The following is a 21,632-nucleotide window of genomic DNA, read 5'->3' on the forward strand; positions in this document are numbered from 1 at the left end:
AGCTAAAACCAACACTTTTTACTATCTATCTGGCTTTAACATTTTAATCAACTAGCAATCTTGTTTACCATATTGCTCTTGACGAAGAATTGCACGCACGCTTGCATCGAACTGTGTCAATACCTCTTCCGCGTTTTTCGGATCAGTACCACGCGCATCTAAGTAAAACTTAATTTTCGGTTCTGTACCTGACGGACGAGCGATTAAACGACTACCATTTTCAAGCACAAACACTAAAATATCGCTTTGACGATCTGTTTTCGTATGATCTAAGAAAGTCGCCACTTTGAAACCACCGACTTCGCTTGGTGGGTTAGTGCGTAATGCGGTCATTAACTTACCGATTGCGGATAAGTCATCAACACGAATAGAGATCTGACCGCTTACATAAGCCCCAAACTCTTTAGTAAAGTCATCTGCATAATCTGCTAAGGTTTTACCTTGTTTTTTCAAGTTACGCACAAGATCTAAGAACATAATCGCTGCAGAGATACCGTCTTTATCACGCACTTTATCTGGATCAACTAAGTAGCCTAATGCTTCTTCAAAACCGAATAATAAGCCGTTTACTTTACCGATATATTTGAAGCCCGTTAATGTTTCTTCTGACTCAAAGCCATATTTCTTCGCAATTTCTGCAAGTGCTGGGGAAGAAACAAGTGAACAAGCTAAAATACCTTTTTTGCCTTGTGCGTGATATTGTTTTGCTAAATACCAACCTAAGAAACAACCGATAACATTGCCATGTAAAGGTTTCCAGTTACCTTGTGCATCTGGTACTGCCACTGCCAAACGGTCTGCATCTGGGTCGTTCGCAATAATAAATTCCGCATTTCTCTCTTTAGCTACTTTAATCGCTAAATCTAATGCACCTTTCTCTTCCGGGTTCGGGAAGTTTACTGTTGGGAATGTGCCGTCCGGCCATACTTGTTCAGCAACGATAGATGGCTGCGGTAAACCTGCTTTGGCTAATGTTTTGCTCAATACTTCATAACCTACGCCGTGCATTGCCGTATAAACATAGTTAATATCAACTTGTGGCTCTTTAGCAAGGCTTGCCGTTTTTGCAATATAGGCATCAACAATTTCATCATCTAATACAGTGTAATTTTGGCTACGTGGTAAGTCTTTGATACTGCCTTGAGCTACTTTATCAATACAAGCCGCAATTTCTTGGTCTGCTGGCGATACAATTTGACCACCGCCGTTTGCTTTACCTAAGTAAACTTTATAGCCGTTATCTTCAGGTGGGTTATGGCTTGCTGTTACCATTACACCTGCGGTAGTGTCAAAGTACTTGATTGCATAGGCAAGCACTGGCGTTGGTAATTTTCTTGGAAGAAGGTAAGTTTTAATGCCTGCTGCTGCCATAATTTCTGCAGTATCACGAGCAAACACATCTGAATTTTTACGTCCATCATAACCTAACACGATAGATGGCTCTTTGTCATAGCCTTTTAGAAATTCTGCTAAACCACCCGCAGCTTGAGCAACAAGTACACGGTTCATACCCATTGAACCTGCTTGTAAGCGACCGCGTAAGCCTGCAGTACCAAATTGTAAACGTCCATCAAAACGGCTAGATAATTCAGCTTGAGCTTTCGCATCATTTGCTTTTGCTTGCGAAATCAATTGCTCTAACTCTGCACGAGTTTCTAAATCAGGATCTTGATCTAACCAATTTTGAGCTACTTGAAAGAGAGTTTCCATAGTGAGTTTCCTTATAGTTAAGATAAACAAATAGACAGTAATAAACTAACTGAAAAGCAGTAAGATTGAAATGATTATTTGTAAATATTGCGTAGTTATTTGATATGGATAAAAGACAAACGGTTACATATAAAAACACCGCCTAATTAGACGGTGTATTTATCATTAAATTAGAATGTTTGAGCAATACGATCCAGTTCAACTTTAGCCGCTTCAAGAGCTTTATCTGAAATTTCTGCTCCATAGCCAAGACCTTCCGCGTAAACAAACTCGATGTCAAAAATACCAATAAAATTAAGAACTGCATGCATATACATTTTGGCTAAGTCTGTAGGTGTATCCCTATAGACTCCTCCGTGAGTAAGCACAACAATAGCTTTTTTACCTTTAATTAAACCTTCATGACCATTTTCTGTATAACGGAAAGTTACGCCAATACGGGTTAAATAGTCTAGATATGTCTTAAGCTGTGCTGGTATACCTAAATTATACATAGGAACAGCAAATACAATGAGATCGCATTGATTTACTTCATTGATCAGATTATTAGAAAGAGTCAGAGCATTATATTGAGTATCATCTTGTGATTTTCCTCGTATATCTAATACAGCATTTATATCATAATACGGGAGCGGATTTTCACCTAAGTTGTGTTCTATAATATTAGCTGAAATTTGAGACTTGAAGTGATCAACCAATTGATTAGATTTTGATTTATCCGCAAGAATACTTGACTTTATCACTAAAATATTTTTCATTGCAACTCCGAAGGTCAAACGATTATACCTAATAAACGACGATTATTTTATCTAAATAGCTAGAGAAATAAAATAAAAAACGTCTATGAAAAGAATTAAAGTGAACTTTTTTTTGACAGCTTATTATTTAACTTGTCCAACACCATTTCAGGCTGAATATCGATCAAACTTTGGTGATAACCGTCTTGCCCTTCGCCTTTGCGGATCTTAATTAAACCACCTTCAATCAAGCGGATAATCACCGCAGATTTAGAGAGCGGTGGCGTATATTGCGGGCTAGTTGGACCATAGAGCGCAACAAGCGGTCGGTTAAGAGCAGCGGCAATGTGCATTAATCCAGAGTCGTTGCTGACAACGGCTTTGCAATCAGCAATTAAATCAACAGCTTGGTTTAAATCCGTTTGTCCTGCAAGGTTGATACAGTAGCGTTGTAAGGCTTCAGGCAAACTATTGCGAATTTGTTCCCCGGCTTCTTCATCTTTTTTTGAACCAAATAAACGCACGGAATAGCCTCGCTCAATCAGTTTTTGAGCCAGTGTTGCATAGTGGTAATGGGGATAACGTTTCGCAGGTCCAAACTCTGCACCTGGGCAGAAACCAACCGCTTCGCGGTTTTCGGCATATTCAAACTGTTTAGCAAAATGTTGTTTGGTTTGTGCAATTTTCTCGCTATCGACTTGTAGGTAAGGATAAGCAATCGGTAAGTTTTCTGCTGTCGGGATTTTACCTTGCTCAAACGCAAGTGCCACATAACGTTGTACCATCATCGGATAGTCGTTTTTATTCGTGCGTAAATCGTTGAGAAAGCTATAACGCATTTCCCCTTTCCAGCCACGACGTTGGGGAATTTTAGCAAACAGCGGAATAAAAGCAGATTTCAATGAATTAGGCAGAACGATTGCCATATCGTATTGATTTCGCAAATTTTTGCCTAAATTGTACCGCTTACATAACGCAAACGAGCCGTGACCGATTGGCATTGAAATCGCTTTGCGAACTTCTGGCATACGAGAAAGTAACGGGCGACACCAGTCGGGTGCCATCACATCAATTTGGCAATTCGGATAGTTGGTTTTGAGCTGTTGATAAAGGGCGTGGGACATCATCATATCCCCAACCCAAGAAGGTGCAATAACTAAAATATTCATTATGCTTCCTATTGCTTCACGCAGTTTTCGGCAAGGATTTTATTGCGGTTATCTCGCAATGTGCCTTTGCCATCAAAATCTTCTGACCATATCCAGCGGATATCGCTGTATTTTTTGCCTTTTTTCGTCACACTTGAATAAAGCGTATGGGTACTTTGCTGAAAAGTAATATCAACAGCTCTATTTTTCTTTGTGTTGTCATATTGTACCCTAACGATTTGTTTATTATCACATAGATATTCGTAATAAATACGTTCATTAATTTTAACAATCATTTGGGTATTTTTTGTTGGTATTAATGACTTTTCAAGTTGAGAAACAGGTGATACAGCAGGTACCATACAAGCAGAGAGCAATGCTATCATTGCATATATTGAAGAATACTTCCTCACTATTATGGATATCATCTCATATCTCCTTTTAAATATAGAGAGAGGCAATGATGATATTATTGCCTCAATATTTATTATTTAAAAATATAAGTACCATTTGATTGACGAGTATAAATTCCAGCATTTATTCTCATTTCAACAACACGGCTATTTTTGTCTAATCGAACAGTTACTTTTTCTCCGACTTTGAGATTGCTGACCGCTTTGTTTGCTTTGCTCATAGCGTTTACATCTGAAATATTTAGGTGATTGTCACGGAAAACCTGCATTAAAGACACACCTTTTGGAATCGTTAATGTCTTGCTTGAAATAAAGCCAGATGAAGCTGATGTAACAACAGGTTTAGCAGTTACGACTACCACTTTTGTTTTAGCAGGCTGTTCTTTTTCTATGTTGACTTCTGCTTTTTGAGTTACAGCAGAAACTGGTTTAATTTTTTCTACTCGAGTTTTCTCAGCTTGAATTTTCTCTACTTCTGATTTTTCTTCTTCCATCTGGTAGCTCACACTTCCGCTACTTGTTGGTTTTGTTACGACTTCCTCAGTAGGCTTTGTAATTTCTGTACTTGTTACAGAAATAGGCGTAATAGAAGCATTTTCAACGTTAGATGAAACTGTCGAACCTCCCGTTGTTAATGGCAGTATTGTTTCTACGGTGTTTACGGGGGGAGATATCGGGGGAGCTTGCTCTACTTGAGCTTGTGGGATAGTTAATGCTTTTGCTTCTTCTGCGCGCTTCGCTTCTGCTTCATCAACTGGGCGGAATTCAATAGGTAGAGTATTATCTTGTTCCAATTGTTCCAGTGTTTCCGGTGTATTTGGTTTTAACAAGAAAAGAATCAAAAGTGATGCCAATACCAATGCTCCCACAAGAAGTAATCGGCGAGATTGAAATGGTACCTTTTCTGCGATTGATTTTTGAAAATTAGGTTGAGAACTAGGCAGAATTCTCTCTATAGTTTGAGTAGTCATTGCTGGTTGCTCGGCATTTGTTGTTTCTGTTTCCTTTTGGAGTGCTTCAGATAATGGCTCCTCTGTTGTGGTGACAACAGGAGAAAACATAAATGCAGATGTTTTTTGTTGCTCCAATGTACGCTCTTTTGAATCTTGTTGATTTTTTTGTTCTTCCATTGAAGCAAAAGAAAAAGTACCACCTACAGGACGCTTCATTACTGGAGTAAAAGTGTGTCCTGGCGATTTAGTTGAATGTAATGAAAAATTAACCTTCTTAGTAAGTTTATGTGCTGAGAGAGTTAATTTGCTTTCCGAATTTTCGTTCTCTGTTTTTACTGCGCTAGGCTCACCAAAAACAGGTTCTTTACGTAAATTTTGTTGGCTCATTTTGAGTATCCCAAATGATTAAGTTTAAGGAAAAATTGTATTATTTTAAAGGATTTCTGATGGATTTTCAGAAAAATTTCACAATAAGCTGGCTATTTTTGCTAACTTTTTACTAAAACAAAAAAATAGCAGTATTGTCTAGAAGATTTTTCAATTTTTTCGATCTGCGTCGAAAAACACATTTTTACTCATTGCAGGCTGTTTGTTTGATTTGTAAGGTATGCGTGCAATTTAAACCAACCTTTAAGGAGTAATTTATGAAAAAACTTTCTCGTTACACATTCAGTCTTTTATTTGGGCTTTTCTCTGCAACAACATTTGCTGAAGAAAAAGTAACTACGTCAACAGAACATACACCGGTAGTGATGCAACAAGTCGCAGCGACACAAAAAGTAAATGCGAATGTTGTAAATATCAATACTGCGACAGCCTCAGAAATCCAAGATAAGTTAGTTGGTATTGGAGCGAAAAAGGCTCAGGCAATTGTGGAATATCGTGAGAAAAACGGTAAGTTTTTAAATGTTGAGCAGCTCACCGAAGTTTCAGGTATCGGGAAAGCGACACTTGAAAAAAACCGAGATCGTATTGTGATTGAATAATCATATGAGGGGCGAATCTTTATTCGCCCTGATATACGGCTTATTTAGAGATAGTCAAATTCAAACATCTAGGGGCTGTTGATCTTTTGAGTTTAAATCTTAACCAAACAACAATCTCCCCCAGAGAATACAACAAATCATTGCTAGCGATGCCGCATAATTTCTTGCTAACTTATCGTACCGAGTCGCAATGGCTCGGTATTGTTTTAAAAAAGCAAACGCATTTTCAACTAAATGGCAATAACGATATAAATACCAGTCTATATCCTGATTACCCACCTTTGAATTTCGTCTGCGAGGTATAACTGGAACTGCTTTTGTTGTCAAAATAAGTGCTCGGAAGGCTTCACAATCATAACCTCTGTCTGCAACAATGGTCTCACTGTCAGGTAACAATACCTCAAGCTCAGACGCAGCTTTACTGTCGTGAACTTCCCCCCCGTCAGAACAAAATCAATAGGATTTCTACAACTATCTACCGCTAAATGAATTTTTGTGCTATTACCTGCCACACTTTTACCAATCGCTTGCGGATTTTGACCGCTTGCGCCTGTTGAATGCTGGTGAGCCTTGATGACACTGCGATTAATAAAAATCCATTCAGAATCAATATGTTGTCTAAATGATTTTAGCACTTCTTGCCAAACACCCTTTTTAGACCAAAGATTGAACCGACGATAAATCGTGTTCCACAAGCCAAATTCAGCAGGTAAATCACGCCAAGGGCATCCCTTACGAATACGATATAAAATCCCTTCCACTGTATTACGATGTTCAGGTTTATTATAAACACGTCCTGTACGGTCGAGTAAATAGGCTAGGCGTTTCCAAAGATTATCTGTTAAAATGGTTCTAAGCGACATAGTTTGTATGGGATGGTTAGGTTTTGGCGAACTAAATTATACCAAATTTCTATGTCGTTTGTTTTTTGGGCTTAGGAGATCAACACGCTCTACTTACTCTGCTATAATGTCCCACTTTTATTACAAGCGGTACAATTTCATGGAAAATTTGCAAGAACAACCTGACTGGAAACCATCAGCCTCTATTCAACACTTATTGAAACGAGCCAAAATTATGGCGGAGATCCGTCAATTTTTTACGGAGCGTGGGGTATTGGAAGTTGAAACACCTGCGATGAGTGAGTTTTCCGTGACGGACGTACATCTTTCAACCTTTAGCACTCAGTTTTTATCGCCGTTTTCAAGCCAAGCGAAAACCTTACACTTGATTACTAGCCCTGAATATCATATGAAACGCCTGCTTGCCTGCGGTAGTGGGGCGATTTTTCAGCTCTGTCGAGTGTTTCGCAATGAAGAAGTCAGCAAACGCCATAACCCTGAATTTACGATGTTAGAGTGGTATCGCCCTCATTTTGATATGTACCGTTTGATTAATGAAGTGGACGATCTGCTACAACAGATTTTAGATTGTGAGCCTGCTGAATCCTTTAGTTATCAATTTGTATTTCAGACCTACGTTGGCTTAGATCCACTCTCTGCAACCAAAGCCCAGCTTGTGGCTAAAGCGCGTGAACACGGTTTGCAATGTGATGAAGATGAACAGCGTGATACTTTACTGCAATTTTTATTTAGCGAAGTGGTCGAAGCGAATATTGGCAAAGAGCGTCCAACGGCAGTTTATCACTTCCCTGCAACTCAAGCGGCACTTGCTCAAATCAGTACGGAAGATCACCGCGTGGCTGAACGCTTTGAGTTTTATTACAAAGGGTTAGAACTTGCTAACGGCTTTCACGAACTCAGTGATGCCAAAGAGCAAATTCGCCGTTTTGAACAAGATAATGTGTTGCGTGAATCGATGGGTTTACCGCCACAGCAATTAGACAGTCGTTTCCTTGAAGCGTTAAAAGCTGGTATGCCAAACTGCTCTGGCGTCGCCTTGGGGGTGGATCGTTTAATGATGATTGCGATGAATGCTGACAATATCGATCAAGTGATGGCATTTGGGGTGGAAAGGGCGTAAAATTGATTTTGTACGTCTAACTGATGTACAATTTCAAACAACAGGGGGATTTTATGACAACAATGGCAACGAGCCGTCTAGCTGCTCGAGTAAAACCAGATACTTACGCCTTAATTAAACGTGCTGCAGAAATTGAAGGGATAACGCTCACCGATTTTATGATCACAAATTTACAAGCTGCCGCTCGTAAGGTGATTGCCGATTCGGAAATCATTCATTTATCACTTGAAGATCAACATCGTTTGGCAGACGCATTACTTGAGCCACATCAACCAAACGAAAATATGCTCAAGGCAATGCAAGATTACCAAGCTATCTTTGGTAAAAAATAGATGGATATTGCAAAACTCTCTTTTATTCGATTTTCGGATTTGACTATTCCAAGAAACACCTTTAGCTCTTCTTCTGAAGAGCTAAATAGCTATTTTTATACGCAAGTTTCTCAAGACATCAAAAGACGAGTAACAAATTGCTTTGTGTTAATTGATCCTGAAAATCAAACTATAGTAGGTTACTATACTCTCGCTGCTTCTAGCATTTCACTAAAAGATCTTCCAGTTGAGAAACAGAAAAAACTCCCCCGTTATCCTAGCGTTCCTGTCATTCGGCTTGGTCGTTTAGCATTAGATAAAAGGTATATTGGCAAAGGGCTGGGAAGATTTCTGTTAGTTGATGCTATATTACGAGTAGTCAATGCTGATATTGCTGCTTATGCGATAGTCGTAGATGCTAAAGATAAAAATGCCACTGCTTTTTATCAAAAATATGGATTTTTATCTTATGCAGATAACGACAAACTTTTATATTACCCTTTATCTTATTGGAAATAACAAAGGAATAACCTTGAACAATTTATTTATTATTGACTCACATTGTCACTTAGACTCGTTAGACTATGAAACTCGCCATAAAAATGTGGACGAAGTGATCGACAATGCCAAAGCGCGTGGCGTACAGCAGATGATCTCGATTTGTACGACACTTGGTCGCTTTGAAGCGATGAAGCAACTCACTGCTCATCGTAGTGAAGTGGCCCTCTCTTGTGGTGTTCATCCGTTGAACGTGGAAGATGAACCGTTTGACTATGATAAACTGGTAGCATTGGTGCAAGATCCTAGAGTTGTTGCTGTGGGGGAAACGGGGTTAGATTATCACTACACGCCCGAAACCAAAGCACTACAACAATCGTTGTTTGAGCAACATATCGAAGTTGCAAAACAGGTGCAGAAACCGTTAGTGATCCATACCCGTTCTGCTCGTGAAGATACAATGCAGTTTTTAGAACAAGGGAATGCCGAGCAGTGTGGTGGTGTATTGCACTGCTTTACGGAAGATTGGGCAATGGCAAAGCGTGCGTTGGATATTGGTTTTTATATCTCGATTTCAGGGATTATTACTTTCCGTAATGCTGAAGAATTGCGAGATGTGGTGCGGAAAGTACCACTTGATCGTCTGTTAGTCGAAACCGACTCTCCGTATCTCGCGCCGATCCCTTATCGTGGTAAACCTAACCAGCCAGCTTATGTTCGAGAAGTGTGTGAATATGTGGCAACATTAAAAGGCGTATCTTTAGAAGAATTTGCTAACATTACTACGCAAAACGTGCGAAAATTGTTTAAAATTTAATGATTATATTAATGCCGAACTTTCGGATAAGGATTTTTTATGAGAGCAATGTTTAAATACTTTCTAATTTTAGTTTCACTCTCGTTACACATTGTATTAGTCGGTGCAGTCAACTATGCATTTCCTAGCTATGAACAAACAATGATTACAGGAATGGAAGTACGTCGTATGGATAAAGATGGGGTAATCAGCAAATCAAATCCAGCAGATGGCGAAGTGCGTGATGTGTATTTTCTTTTCACCGAACACCCTGATACCAAAGCGGTAATGGTGTATCGTAATGAAGATACAGGCTGGGGATTACCGCTCTATTTCAAATTTGGCTCTGCCGATATTCAAGCAAAAGCACAAGCCTATGCGAACGAAAAACAGATGGTACAAATTAAATACTACGGCTGGCGAATTAATTGGTTGAATGAATTTAGAAATATCGTGTCAATCACACCACTTGCAGAAGGTGAGAGTGTATCAAAACCGTGGGTAAGCTATATTTTATATGCTTTCTTTGCATTGACGTTCTTCTTGTCTGTGCAGTTTATTCGTGGGTGGTTTGATAGCGAAAAATAATTAGTGTAGGGACACACTGCGTGTGTCCGTCACGGTTTCACATAATAAAAAGATATTGTGGACACACGCAGTGTGTCCCTACATTCAAGGCATTCCATATCATAACAACAAAAAACAATGACCACCTACTTTATCGCCGATCTTCATCTTAACGACAATCAACCCGAATTGACGGATCTGTTTTTGCAATTTATGACAGAAAAAGCACCGCTTGCTGAAGCAGTGTATATCTTAGGGGATCTGTTTGATTTCTGGATTGGTGACGATGAGCAATCGCCTTTAATTGATAAAGTGAAACACGCCATTCGTCAGCTTACAGATCAAGGCATTCCGTGCTACTTTATTCACGGCAATCGTGACTTTCTGATTGGTAAAGCTTTTGCTAAAGCCACAGGAATGACTTTATTACCTGATTATCAACTGATTGATTTATATGGTAAAAAAACCTTAATTTGTCACGGTGATACTCTTTGTATTGATGATATTAAATATCAACAATTCCGCCAAAAAGTTCATCAAAAATGGCGACAATGGCTATTTCTCTGCTTACCACTCAACCTGCGTATTCATATCGCTCAAAAAATCCGAGCTAAAAGCCGTGCAGACAAACAACAAAAGTCGGCTGAAATTATGGACGTCAATCCTGAATTTACTGCTCAAGTTGTGGATAACTATCACGCTGAATGGCTTATTCACGGACATACTCACAGACAAGCGGTGCATTTTAGTAAAAATTTTGCAAAATCTGACCGCACATTCACTCGCATAGTCCTTGGCGATTGGGGGAAAACTGCATCTATTTTATCTGTATCACCTCAAGGTTTTGCTTTTAATGAGGAACGTTAAATGATCGATGTGATTATCCCGTGCTATAACGCAGAACAGACCCTTCAACAAGCAGTACAAAGTGTGCTTAACCAAGCTGAATTAGGCACATTATGGATCATTGATGATGCTTCTACCGATAACACCTTTGCCCTTGCCAAACAGTTTGAAGCACAAGTTCCACATAAGATTAGAGTTGAACAGATGCCTCGAAATAGCGGTGTTGCAAAGGCTCGAAATTGGGGGGCGTTACAAAGTGATGCAGAGGTTATCGCTTTTCTTGATGCCGATGATGCTTATGAAAATGGGGCATTGCAAGTTGCCGAAGCAATTTTCCATTTCCGTCCTGAAGCAATGGTAGTTCGCCTTGCCTTAAAGCCTGTTGGTATTGCAGAACGCTATGCTTCTCACCCTAATTTTGAGTATGCGTGGCAACATATGCGAATGACCTGTGGTGGAAATGTGGTCTTTCGCCGTGCATTCCTCCTTGCTTGTGGCGGTTTTCCACAATATCAACTATTTAGGGAACTGGGCGGTGAAGATGGTGCTTTAGGCATTGCAACGACCAAAATCAGCTATGTCGCAACGGCATTTACTGAAGTGGGCGTATTACATTACTGCCGTGACGGTATGCACGCAGAACGTTTGCTTGACGCAGTTCTCTTTAATAAACACCCTGAAAATGTAACAGAAGAGAAAATGGCTCAAGCCAATGCGGTGACAGACAATATTTGCCAACAAATCACCGCATTAGTCCACCATCTTAAGCAAGAACAGGCAGGAATATATCCGCTTGTATTAACTCGTGAGGATATTGCTTAGATTGAAGTTAGGCCATTGCTCTAACTGCCTTGACAACCCCAACAAGATGACTAAGTTTAGTTAAAATCTCGGTAAGATGTGTTCTGTCTTTCACGCTGACCAATAATTTCACTTGATACACACCACCTTCTCGCTGTTGGCTGTGAATATCAAGGATATTGCTGTTCATTTTGGCAATCGTAGAAGTAATCCCTGCTAGAATGCCTTGTTGGTTGAGAATATCAACCACGATTTCTGCTTCAAATTCAACGGATTTATCTTTAGCAATTTCCCAGCTTACCGGCATATAGTGACGGTGATCCGTCGCAGCTTCTTTCACATTGCGGCACGTTAAGCAGTGAACCATTAACCCTTTGCCCGAACTGATATGCGCAATAATTTCATCACCAGGGACAGGTAAACAGCATTTCGCAAAGCTAATCAAACCGCTATCTACCCCTTGGATTGCAAGAGATTGATTATTTTCAGGATTACCGTCTGTATCAATCTCTAAGGTCTTACTAGATAAGCGTTGAGCAATCACTCCACTAATTTGATTACCCAAACCGATTTCGGCTAATAGGTCATCAAAATTGGATAATTGTAGATCTGTTAGCAATGCCTCAATTACAACGGGATCAAGATGTTCAAAATTAGAGGTATTAAGTGAGAGCAATAATTGTCGTCTTCCAAGAGAAATTGCCTGTGTACGCTGCTGGTTTTTTAAGGTGTTACGAATACAAGAGCGTGCTTTTGCCGTGACCACAAAGTTCAGCCACAATGCATTTAACCGTGGACTTTCTGCCGTTTGAATTTCAATGGTTTGCCCTGATTGTAACGGCTGAGAAAGTGGATACGGCTGATGATCGACCACTGCACCAATACAGCGGTCGCCCACATCAGTATGTACCGCATAGGCAAAATCCACAGCAGTCGCATTGGCTGGAAGCTGTACGATACGACCTTTCGGAGTAAAGACATAAATGTCGCTTGAAAACAGATCAGATTTAACGTTTTCGATAAACTCTGCCGAATTTCCTACATTTTGTTGCATTTCCACAATACTTTTTAGCCATTGTTGCGTTCTGACTTGAACACTCATATTAGCTTGTTCTTGATAGCCCCAATATGCAGCAACACCAAAACGAGCTGCTTGATCCATCTCTTCAGTGCGAATTAATACATCAACAGGCACACCTTTAGGACCAATCATTGAAGTATGTAAAGATTGATAGCCATTTGTTTTAGGAACCGCAATATAGTCTTTTAGTTGGAAAGGACGAGGTTTATATAGACTATGCATCTGCCCTAATACTCGATAGCAATTATCCACACTATCTACAACAACTCGGAAAGAGTAAATATCCAAAATAGAATTAAAACGTTGTACTTTTTGCAGCATACGTCCATAAAGATAATAGAGATGGCGTTCCTTACCATACACACGGGCTTTAATCCCTACTTCATCAAGGCGAATTTGAATTTCCTTTGAAATTTGTTCAATCAGCCCTTGACGGCTTCCTCTAGCCATATCGACTGCTGCTTTTAACACCTTATAACGATAAGGATACATTGCTTCTAAACAGAGATCTTCCAATTCATTTTTAATATGTTCAATGCCTAAACGGTGAGCCAATGGTGTGTAGATTTCAAGGGTTTCTTTCGCAATGCGTTGGCGTTTATCCGGACGCAATGCCCCAAGTGTTTGCATATTGTGAGTACGGTCAGCCAGTTTGATTAACACCACACGAACATCTTTGGTCATCGCCAAGATCATTTTTCGGAAGTTTTCTACCTGTGCTTCTTGGCGGGTACGGAACTTTAATTTATCCAGTTTTGATACGCCCTGCACAATTTCTGCGGTGCTTGTGCCAAACTCTGCGGCAAGCTGTTCTTCGGTGTAAGGTGTATCTTCAATTACATCGTGCAGAAGTGCTGCCATTACCGCTTCGTGATCGAGTTTCATCTCGGCGATAATACACGCCACAGCGACAGGGTGAGTAATGTAAGGTTCGCCACTTGAACGGAATTGCCCCTCGTGTGCATCACGAGCCACAACAAATGCCCGCTTCACAATATCAATTTGATCCGCAGGTAAATAACCTTGAATAATGGTATTAAGACTTTCAAATAACTGCACTTTACACCTCACACAACAAAAACTGAGATTTCGTAATGTATAACGAAAAATGGACAATGAAAAGGGCAAATCACCCTTTTCATTGTCCATTTTTAACGAAATTTGATCTAATTATGAATTTGCTTGCACATCAGCCAAGAATGAAATAGCTTCTTTCTCTGCCACTTCTTGCACGATTGCATCAAATTTCTCTTGTTGATCCATAATTTGATTATTAATCAAACCTTCTTCAATTTCACGCAATGCGATAACCGTTGGTTTATCGCCCTCTTCAGCCACAAGCGGCTCACGAGTGTGAAGTTGAAGCTGTCTTGCACGGCGTGCTGCCGTTAAAATCAAATCAAAGCGGTTACCAATTTTCTCTACTGCATCTTGAACGGTTACACGAGCCATTGTTTACTCCAAATTTTGCAAAATTCTGAACTTGTAAAAGGGTGAGGATTATACAGAAGTTGTATAAGGCTGGCAATGATAGAGAGGGAAATCTTTATAGAGATAATAGCTCTATTTGTAAATAATTTTGCTGTAGTTAAATTTTGTAAAAGATATAAACTCATATAGCCTATTTTATCTCTCCTCGCTGTTTTCTCATTTTAGTGTATCTTAGGTTATCGGTTTTCATTGGAACGAAAATTGTAGGAATATCATTGCTCCACTATTTTCCTCTATCAGATAATTGGAGAGAACCATATTTGTCATATCGAATCAAATAAAAGCCCCGATTATATTTCGGGGCTGTTAATCTAAAGAATAATTAGAACTTCGCTAAAAGCATTGCTTCTAATTTCTCTTGGTCAATCGCAAATTTACGGATACCTTCCGCTAATTTTTCAACTGCCATCGCATCTTGGTTATGTTCCCAATAGAATTCAGCTTCAGTCATTGGTGCTGGACGAGCTTTCACCTCACCTTTGTACTCTAATTTACGCACTAAAGGTGCTTCGCTTTCTTGTAACTCTTTTAATAATGCTGGTGCAATCGTCAAGCGGTCGCAACCGGCTAATTCTGTGATTTCGCCTACGTTACGGAAACTTGCACCCATTACCACTGTGTTATAACCGTGTTGTTTGTAGTAGTTATAGATTGAAGTTACTGAAACCACGCCTGGATCTTCTGCTGGTGCATACTCTTTCTTATCAGAATTTGCTTTGTACCAGTCAAGGATACGACCTACGAATGGCGAAATTAAGTAAACGCCAGCTTCCGCACAAGCACGCGCTTGAGCTTGTGAGAATAATAGTGTTAAGTTACAGTTAATCCCTTCTTTTTCTAACTGCTCAGCCGCTTTGATACCCTGCCAAGTTGAAGCAATTTTAATTAAAATACGGTCGTTGCTGATACCTGCTTCATTATATAAAGCAATTAATTTGCGCGCTTTTGCGATCGTTTTTTCAGTATCGTAAGAGTAGCGAGCATCCACTTCTGTTGAAATGCGACCTTTCACCACTTTTAAAATTTCTAAACCGATATTTACTGCTAATTTATCTTCTGCATCAATCAGTTGCTGTGCTTTATCATTGCTTTTTGTTTTTGCATAAGCAATCGCTTCATCAATTAATGGAGCATATTGAGGTAGTGCAGATGCACTTAAAACTAATGATGGGTTTGTTGTTGCATCTTCTGGTTGATACGCTTTGATTGCATCAATATCACCGGTATCCGCAACTACGACAGTCATTTGACGTAAAGCATCTAGTTGGTTCATAAAAAGTTCCTCTATAATATAAAAAACACCGCCTGTAATAATAACAGTAACTGCTTAAAGCACCTAGTATGAATTAAGTAACGAGATTATATTTTACAATATGTTAACTGGGTACTATTTCTTTTCATTCCAAGGTGCTACCCAAAACAAACATAACATTCCTGGAATCGCTAAGAAAAAGCAGATCCAATAGAAATGGTAGAAGCCAACGCTCTCAGCTAATGCCCCAGATGTCGCACCAATCAATTTACTTGGAATCGCGGTTAAGCTGGTGAAAATCGCAAATTGTGTCGCTGTATAAAGTGGATTTGTTTCACGAGAAATATAGGCAACAAAGCAAGCTGTGCCTAAGCCAATTCCGATATATTCACCAATAATGACCGCAGATAAAGCAAAGCGTTCGTAAGCGCCGATTGTTTCAAACTTACCGTGACTTGCAAGCCACGCAAAGCCGAGTAACATTAGCATTTGGAACACACCGAAAATCCATAAAGAGCGATTTACGCCAATACGCAACATCAGCACGCCACCCACCATGCCCGCCACAATAGAAGCCCATAGCCCATTGATTTTGACTGCGGTGCCTAAATCAGTACGACTAAAGCCCATATCCAGAATAAAGGCACTTTGTAAGGTAGCCGCAAAGGAGTCGCCTAAGTTATAAAGCAATATAAAAGTGAGTGTGCCAACCGCAGCCCATAAACCTTTACGTTGGAAGAACTCTTTGAATGGAATAGCAAAGGCTTCGTGGAAAGGAAGATTGCGGTTATCTTGTAAAATTGTTGGCTCTTTCGCTAAGAATAAACTCAGAATAATCCCAGGGATCATAAAGAGTGCGGTAAACAAAAAGACTGTTTCCCAAGGATAGTGGTCAGAAACAATCAACGCTAACCCACCTGGAATTAACCCAGCAATACGATAGCCGTTAATATGAATAGAGTTACCTAAACCCAGTTCTTCATCAGACAAAATTTCACGGCGATAAGCATCAACCACAATATCTTGTACCGCAGACACAAAGGCAACTGCAATGGCTAACATCATTACGGGTTTAATATCTTGTGCTGGATTGAAGAAGCCGAAGCAAGCAATTAACCCCAATAGAGCTATCTGCGTGAAAAACATCCAGCTACGGCGACGACCAAGGAAATTTGGGTAATAGCGGTCAAACAGTGGAGCAACTAAAAATTTCCAAGTGTAAGGCAAACCAACGATAGCAAAAAAACCAATGGTTTTTAAATCTACCTGTTCAGAGCGAAGCCACGCTGGAATTAATTGATAGATAAAATATAACGGCAAGCCAGATGTAAACCCTGTAAATACGCAGAGCAACATTTTGTAACTGAAAATTTGCCGCCAAAGAGAAACCTTTACTTGCTCGCTCATTTTTACCCCTTATACCCATTTGGATTATTTTTTTGCCAATTCCAAGTGTCTTTCATCATTTGCGTTAAATCGTATTGCGTTTTCCAACCTAGCTGTTCAAGAGCTTTTTGTGGATTAGAGTAACAGACCGCAATATCGCCAGGGCGACGTTCAACCAATTTATAAGGCACTTTAATGTCGTTTGCTTGTTCAAAGGCGTTCACCATATCTAACACAGAATAGCCAGTGCCTGTACCTAAATTATAGACGTGGAAACCTGCATCATCTTGATGTTTTTCCAACGCTTTTAAATGCCCAATTGCCAGATCAACAACGTGAATATAATCACGCACGCCAGTGCCGTCGTGGGTTTCATAATCACAACCAAACACAGACAGTTGTTGCAATTTGCCTACGGCAACTTGGCTGATATAAGGTAATAAGTTATTTGGAATACCGTTAGGATCTTCGCCAATCAGACCGCTTGCGTGCGCTCCAACAGGATTGAAATAGCGTAATACAACCGCACTAAATTGAGGGAAGGCTTTCGCTGTATCCTCCAGGATACATTCTACCATATATTTTGATGTGCCATAAGGGTTAGTTGTTCCACCCACTTCACAAGATTCAGTAATCGGGATCTCTTTTGGATCGCCATAAACCGTTGCTGATGAGCTAAACACAATGGTATTTACATTGGCTTTTAACATCTCTTCCACCAACACAATTGAACCTGTCACATTGTTTTGGTAGTAACGCAACGGCTCTCGAACACTTTCGCCTACGGCTTTCAAGCCTGCAAAGTGAATAACAGAGTCAATCTGATTTTCTGCGAAAATGCGGCGTAACATCTCACGATCTAAAATATCGCCTTGATAAAAGCGAACGGATTTTCCTGTGATCTGCTTAACACGCTCTAAAGAGATTTCAGATGAATTAGATAAGTTATCTAATACTACAATCTCTTTGCTTTGATTTAATAATTCAACCACCGTATGTGAGCCGATATAGCCAGCTCCGCCTGTTACTAAAATTGTCATATGTTATCCTTGTCATGAATTTTTGTTGATTATATTCTGATATAATACAAATTTTAATTAAAATTTAATGATTTACTGCTCTCAATTTTAATTTTGTAAATAAGAGCTTCTTTTGAATATCATCTAAAATTAAATATTCTCCAGGAGCCAGAGAACCTAGTTTGAAGTAACTGACTCCAACCCTAACTAATCTTAATGTTGGAAATCCGATATGAGCAGTCATTCTCCTTACTTGGCGATTTTTACCCTCAACAATTTTTAATTCAATCCATGAGGTAGGAATATTTTTTCTTTCTCGAATTTTGGGGGCACTTTGCCATTTAAAATGAGGATCTGGGATAATTTTAACTTTAGCTGGCTTTGTTAAGCCATCCTTTAATATTACACCACTAGCTAATCTATTAAGATCTTCTGGTTGAGGAATGCCCTCAATCTGAACCCAATATGTTTTTTCTTTTTCAAACTTAGGGTTTGCTAAACGATGTTGAATTTGACCATTATTAGTCAGTAATAATAGACCTTCGCTATCTTTATCTAAACGTCCAATAGGATAGACATTTGGAATAGAAATAAATTCTTTCAGGGTTTTGCATGCCTGATTGTTAGTAAATTGAGATAGGACCCCGTAAGGTTTATTAACTAAAACAACTATTGTTTCATCAAAAGTCAGTTTGGCGTTATTAATACGTTGTACTGGTCTAATTAAGGCAGATTTGAGTTTAAACATAATGATTTTTAGAAAAGTTTTAGAGAAGTTGCTGGATTCTATCCATACTAAGCTATTAAAACAATAGAAAGCTGAGAGCCAATTTTATCACTTGCGCCGACTAAACTGCTTCAGTAGAATGTTAATTATTCTTTTATTAATATCTAATGGGGTCATAACATGTTTGGAAAAGGTGGCTTGGGCGGCTTAATGAAACAAGCTCAGCAAATGCAAGAGCGTATGCAAAAAATGCAAGAAGAGATTGCACAATTAGAAGTAACTGGCGAATCAGGAGCTGGCTTGGTGAAGGTGACAATTAATGGTGCGCATAATTGTCGTCGTATCGAAATCGATCCATCGTTAATGGAAGATGATAAAGAAATGGTGGAAGATTTAGTTGCTGCTGCATTCAACGACGCGGTTCGCCGTGCTGATGAAATGCAAAAAGAGAAAATGGCAAGTGTTACTGCGGGTATGCAATTACCACCAGGAATGAAGTTCCCATTCTAATTATCTAGTTAATCAGTTTAAAAGTAGGGGCAAATTGCCCCTGCTACTATTTATATCATATCACTTATGCAAAGTAGCCCTTTACTTGAAAATCTTATGGAAGCCCTGCGTGTATTGCCTGGAGTCGGCCCAAAATCTGCACAACGTATGGCGTATCATCTTTTACAGCGTAACCGCTCAGGCGGTGTGAATTTAGCTAAAGCATTGAGCGAAGCAATGACTCACATTGGACATTGCAAATCTTGCCGAACTTTTACTGAAGAAGATGAGTGTGCTATCTGCCAAAACTACCGCCGCCAAATCAGCGGACAACTTTGTGTGGTTGAAATGCCTGCAGATATTCAAGCGATTGAACAAACTGGGCAATTTTCAGGGCGTTATTTCGTATTAATGGGACATCTATCTCCTTTAGATGGAATAGGGCCTCGTGAAATTGGTTTAGATTTATTACAGAAACGCTTAGAAGAAGAATCTTTTCAAGAAGTGATTCTGGCAACCAATTCAACGATTGAGGGGGATGCAACCGCAAATTATATCGCTGAGATGTGTTCTATTCACAATATTAAAGTTACTCGTATTGCACACGGTATTCCTGTCGGAAGTGAATTAGAAATGGTTGACGGAACAAGCCTTTCTCATTCATTTGTAGGAAGACGGGATATTTCTTTATAAATAATTTCTTACTAGCCTATCAGGACGTTTTGCTGTAAACTACGCTCCCGTCCTGATGGTTTATTCCATTCCGAATTTCAGCTCTATTTATCACATAAAAGGCAGACAAAATGGCAACGAATTATATTTTCGTGACGGGTGGCGTTGTTTCTTCTTTAGGAAAAGGCATTGCGGCTGCGTCGTTAGCATCAATTCTTGAAGCTCGTGGCTTAGATGTCACTATTATGAAGCTCGATCCTTATATCAATGTCGATCCAGGTACAATGAGTCCAACGCAACACGGTGAAGTGTTCGTAACTCAAGACGGTGCAGAAACGGATTTAGACTTAGGTCACTATGAGCGTTTTATCCGTACCAAAATGACCAAAGCGAACAACTTTACAAGCGGTAAGATCTACTCAGAAGTTTTGCGTAAAGAGCGTCGTGGAGACTATTTAGGTGCGACGATCCAAGTTATTCCACATATTACGAACGAAATCAAAGCACGAGTGATTGAAGGTGGTAAAGGTCACGATGTTGCAATCGTTGAAGTGGGTGGCACTGTAGGCGATATTGAATCACTGCCGTTCTTAGAAGCATTACGTCAATTAGCCGTTGATGTGGGGCGTGAAAAAACATTGTTTATGCACTTAACCCTTGTGCCATATATCCCAACGGCAGGTGAAGTGAAAACTAAGCCAACACAGCACTCAGTGAAAGAGTTGCTTTCTATCGGTATTCAACCTGATGTGTTGATCTGCCGTTCAGATCGTATGATCCCAGCAAATGAGCGAGCAAAAATCGCTTTATTCTGTAACGTGCCTGAGCGTGCGGTTATTTCTCTCAAAGATGTTGATTCCATCTACCGTATTCCAGCGTTATTAAAATCGCAAGGTTTAGACGATTTCATTTGTGATCGCTTCCGCTTAACTTGCAAAGAAGCAGATTTATCTGAATGGGAACAAGTGCTGTACCAACAAGCAAACCCAACGGGTGAAGTGACTATCGGTATGGTCGGTAAATATGTTGAGTTACCAGATGCTTACAAATCGGTCAATGAAGCATTAAAACACGCAGGCTTGAAAAATCGTTTAACGGTGAACATTAAATATATTGATTCACAAGATGTAGAAACCAAAGGTGTTGAAGTGTTACAAGGGGTTGATGCGATTTTAGTCCCTGGCGGTTTTGGCTATCGTGGTGTGGAAGGGAAAATCCGTACCGCACAGTATGCTCGTGAAAATAAAATTCCATACTTGGGTATTTGTTTAGGTATGCAGATTGCATTAATTGAATATGCTCGTAATGTTGCAGGTTTAACTCAAGCGAACTCATCAGAATTTGATAAACACTGTCCACAACCTGTCGTGGGTTTAATTACCGAATGGCAAGATGAATCAGGGAATGTTGAGACTCGCTCAGATGAATCAGATTTAGGCGGCACAATGCGTTTAGGTGCTCAGCAATGCCACTTAATCGAAGGCACAAAAGCACGCGAAGTGTATGGGACTGAAACGATCGTTGAACGTCATCGTCACCGCTATGAAGTAAACAATACATTACTTCCACAAATTGAAGCAGCAGGCTTGAAAGTGAGCGGTTTATCGGCAGATCGTAAATTAGTCGAAATCATCGAAGTGCCAAACCACCCTTGGTTTATCGCAGCACAATTCCACCCAGAATTTACTTCTACTCCACGTGACGGACATCCGTTATTTGAAGGATTTGTGAAAGCGGCAAAAGAGCATCAAGGTAAAAACGCTTAA

At 39.7% G+C, this 21,632-nt stretch carries 23 protein-coding genes; 11 read left to right on the forward strand and 12 right to left on the reverse strand.

The genetic code is table 11. The features are described from left to right. Positions 1 to 51 precede the first annotated feature (51 nt). The 5 genes from B0183_RS01830 to B0183_RS01850 form a co-directional block, all read right to left on the reverse strand. Complete coding sequence (locus tag B0183_RS01830) at positions 52 to 1,710, reverse strand: phospho-sugar mutase (protein WP_078208240.1); 1,659 nt, start codon at positions 1,708 to 1,710, stop codon at positions 52 to 54. Between the two features lie 170 nt (positions 1,711 to 1,880). Next, entirely contained in the window at positions 1,881 to 2,468 is a 588-nt protein-coding gene (locus tag B0183_RS01835) for an FMN-dependent NADH-azoreductase (protein ID WP_021111029.1), read from the reverse strand. Positions 2,469 to 2,563: 95 nt separating this feature from the next. After that, a complete protein-coding gene (gene waaF, locus B0183_RS01840; RefSeq protein WP_078208241.1) occupies positions 2,564 to 3,616 on the reverse strand; it encodes a lipopolysaccharide heptosyltransferase II in 1,053 nt (350 codons plus the stop codon). Between the two features lie 8 nt (positions 3,617 to 3,624). Continuing rightward, entirely contained in the window at positions 3,625 to 4,023 is a 399-nt protein-coding gene (locus tag B0183_RS01845) for an MliC family protein (RefSeq protein ID WP_005714011.1), read from the reverse strand. 59 nt (positions 4,024 to 4,082) lie between these two features. After that, positions 4,083 to 5,348, reverse strand: coding sequence for a LysM-like peptidoglycan-binding domain-containing protein (locus tag B0183_RS01850; protein ID WP_021112664.1), 1,266 nt, complete (start codon positions 5,346 to 5,348; stop codon positions 4,083 to 4,085). A 257-nt stretch (positions 5,349 to 5,605) separates the two neighbouring features. On the opposite strand from B0183_RS01850, the gene B0183_RS01855 reads away from it, so the two are divergent. Continuing rightward, a complete protein-coding gene (locus B0183_RS01855; protein WP_021112680.1) occupies positions 5,606 to 5,947 on the forward strand; it encodes a ComEA family DNA-binding protein in 342 nt (113 codons plus the stop codon). Positions 5,948 to 6,046: 99 nt separating this feature from the next. On the opposite strand, the gene B0183_RS01860 is transcribed toward B0183_RS01855, so the two are convergent. Next, positions 6,047 to 6,810 (reverse strand): IS5 family transposase gene (locus tag B0183_RS01860; protein WP_106406633.1). Its coding sequence is split into 2 segments (ribosomal slippage): positions 6,047 to 6,390 and positions 6,390 to 6,810, totalling 765 coding nucleotides; the frame shifts between segments, so codons are not numbered across the junction. Positions 6,811 to 6,949: 139 nt separating this feature from the next. Here B0183_RS01860 and epmA point away from each other — a divergent pair. From epmA to B0183_RS01895, 7 genes are all read left to right on the forward strand, one after another. Further along, positions 6,950 to 7,930 carry an elongation factor P--(R)-beta-lysine ligase gene (epmA, locus tag B0183_RS01865; protein ID WP_035495957.1) on the forward strand — a complete coding sequence of 327 codons (981 nt, stop codon included), beginning with the start codon at positions 6,950 to 6,952 and terminating at the stop codon, positions 7,928 to 7,930. 53 nt (positions 7,931 to 7,983) lie between these two features. Next, positions 7,984 to 8,262 (forward strand): type II toxin-antitoxin system TacA family antitoxin, encoded by a 279-nt coding sequence (locus B0183_RS01870; RefSeq protein WP_005714674.1) that lies wholly within the window; start codon positions 7,984 to 7,986, stop codon positions 8,260 to 8,262. Further along, positions 8,263 to 8,760, forward strand: a complete 498-nt coding sequence (locus tag B0183_RS01875) for a GNAT family N-acetyltransferase (RefSeq protein ID WP_021112650.1) — start codon at positions 8,263 to 8,265, stop codon at positions 8,758 to 8,760. It begins immediately after the preceding gene. 13 nt (positions 8,761 to 8,773) lie between these two features. Beyond that, entirely contained in the window at positions 8,774 to 9,556 is a 783-nt protein-coding gene (locus B0183_RS01880; protein WP_016527622.1) for a TatD family hydrolase, read from the forward strand. A 39-nt stretch (positions 9,557 to 9,595) separates the two neighbouring features. Next, complete coding sequence (locus tag B0183_RS01885) at positions 9,596 to 10,123, forward strand: DUF1523 family protein (protein ID WP_078208242.1); 528 nt, start codon at positions 9,596 to 9,598, stop codon at positions 10,121 to 10,123. A 117-nt stretch (positions 10,124 to 10,240) separates the two neighbouring features. Then, positions 10,241 to 10,969 carry a UDP-2,3-diacylglucosamine diphosphatase gene (lpxH, locus tag B0183_RS01890; protein ID WP_071610444.1) on the forward strand — a complete coding sequence of 243 codons (729 nt, stop codon included), beginning with the start codon at positions 10,241 to 10,243 and terminating at the stop codon, positions 10,967 to 10,969. Beyond that, positions 10,970 to 11,770: a glycosyltransferase family 2 protein gene (locus B0183_RS01895; RefSeq protein ID WP_078208243.1), complete on the forward strand. Its 801-nt coding sequence runs from the start codon at positions 10,970 to 10,972 to the stop codon at positions 11,768 to 11,770. A gap of 7 nt (positions 11,771 to 11,777) precedes the next feature. Here B0183_RS01895 and spoT read toward each other — a convergent pair whose 3' ends face one another. The 6 genes from spoT to B0183_RS01925 form a co-directional block, all read right to left on the reverse strand. Continuing rightward, positions 11,778 to 13,889, reverse strand: a complete 2,112-nt coding sequence (spoT, locus tag B0183_RS01900; protein WP_078208244.1) for a bifunctional GTP diphosphokinase/guanosine-3',5'-bis pyrophosphate 3'-pyrophosphohydrolase — start codon at positions 13,887 to 13,889, stop codon at positions 11,778 to 11,780. 111 nt (positions 13,890 to 14,000) lie between these two features. Beyond that, positions 14,001 to 14,282, reverse strand: coding sequence for a DNA-directed RNA polymerase subunit omega (gene rpoZ, locus B0183_RS01905; RefSeq protein ID WP_015939584.1), 282 nt, complete (start codon positions 14,280 to 14,282; stop codon positions 14,001 to 14,003). Positions 14,283 to 14,643: 361 nt separating this feature from the next. Further along, positions 14,644 to 15,594: a transaldolase gene (tal, locus tag B0183_RS01910; protein WP_078208245.1), complete on the reverse strand. Its 951-nt coding sequence runs from the start codon at positions 15,592 to 15,594 to the stop codon at positions 14,644 to 14,646. 114 nt (positions 15,595 to 15,708) lie between these two features. Continuing rightward, entirely contained in the window at positions 15,709 to 16,980 is a 1,272-nt protein-coding gene (locus B0183_RS01915; RefSeq protein ID WP_078208246.1) for an AmpG family muropeptide MFS transporter, read from the reverse strand. Between the two features lie 2 nt (positions 16,981 to 16,982). Next, entirely contained in the window at positions 16,983 to 17,999 is a 1,017-nt protein-coding gene (galE, locus tag B0183_RS01920) for a UDP-glucose 4-epimerase GalE (protein WP_035520529.1), read from the reverse strand. A gap of 64 nt (positions 18,000 to 18,063) precedes the next feature. Further along, entirely contained in the window at positions 18,064 to 18,726 is a 663-nt protein-coding gene (locus B0183_RS01925; RefSeq protein ID WP_021111046.1) for a pseudouridine synthase, read from the reverse strand. A 159-nt stretch (positions 18,727 to 18,885) separates the two neighbouring features. Here B0183_RS01925 and B0183_RS01930 point away from each other — a divergent pair, with 159 nt between their 5' ends. From B0183_RS01930 to pyrG, 3 genes are all read left to right on the forward strand, one after another. Then, a complete protein-coding gene (locus B0183_RS01930) occupies positions 18,886 to 19,215 on the forward strand; it encodes a YbaB/EbfC family nucleoid-associated protein (RefSeq protein WP_005712069.1) in 330 nt (109 codons plus the stop codon). Positions 19,216 to 19,281: 66 nt separating this feature from the next. After that, positions 19,282 to 19,887 (forward strand): recombination mediator RecR, encoded by a 606-nt coding sequence (gene recR, locus B0183_RS01935; protein ID WP_005712067.1) that lies wholly within the window; start codon positions 19,282 to 19,284, stop codon positions 19,885 to 19,887. 110 nt (positions 19,888 to 19,997) lie between these two features. After that, positions 19,998 to 21,632 (forward strand): glutamine hydrolyzing CTP synthase, encoded by a 1,635-nt coding sequence (pyrG, locus tag B0183_RS01940; RefSeq protein ID WP_035522832.1) that lies wholly within the window; start codon positions 19,998 to 20,000, stop codon positions 21,630 to 21,632.

The organism is Glaesserella parasuis, from assembly GCF_002015085.1.
GTDB lineage: Bacteria > Pseudomonadota > Gammaproteobacteria > Enterobacterales > Pasteurellaceae > Glaesserella > Glaesserella parasuis.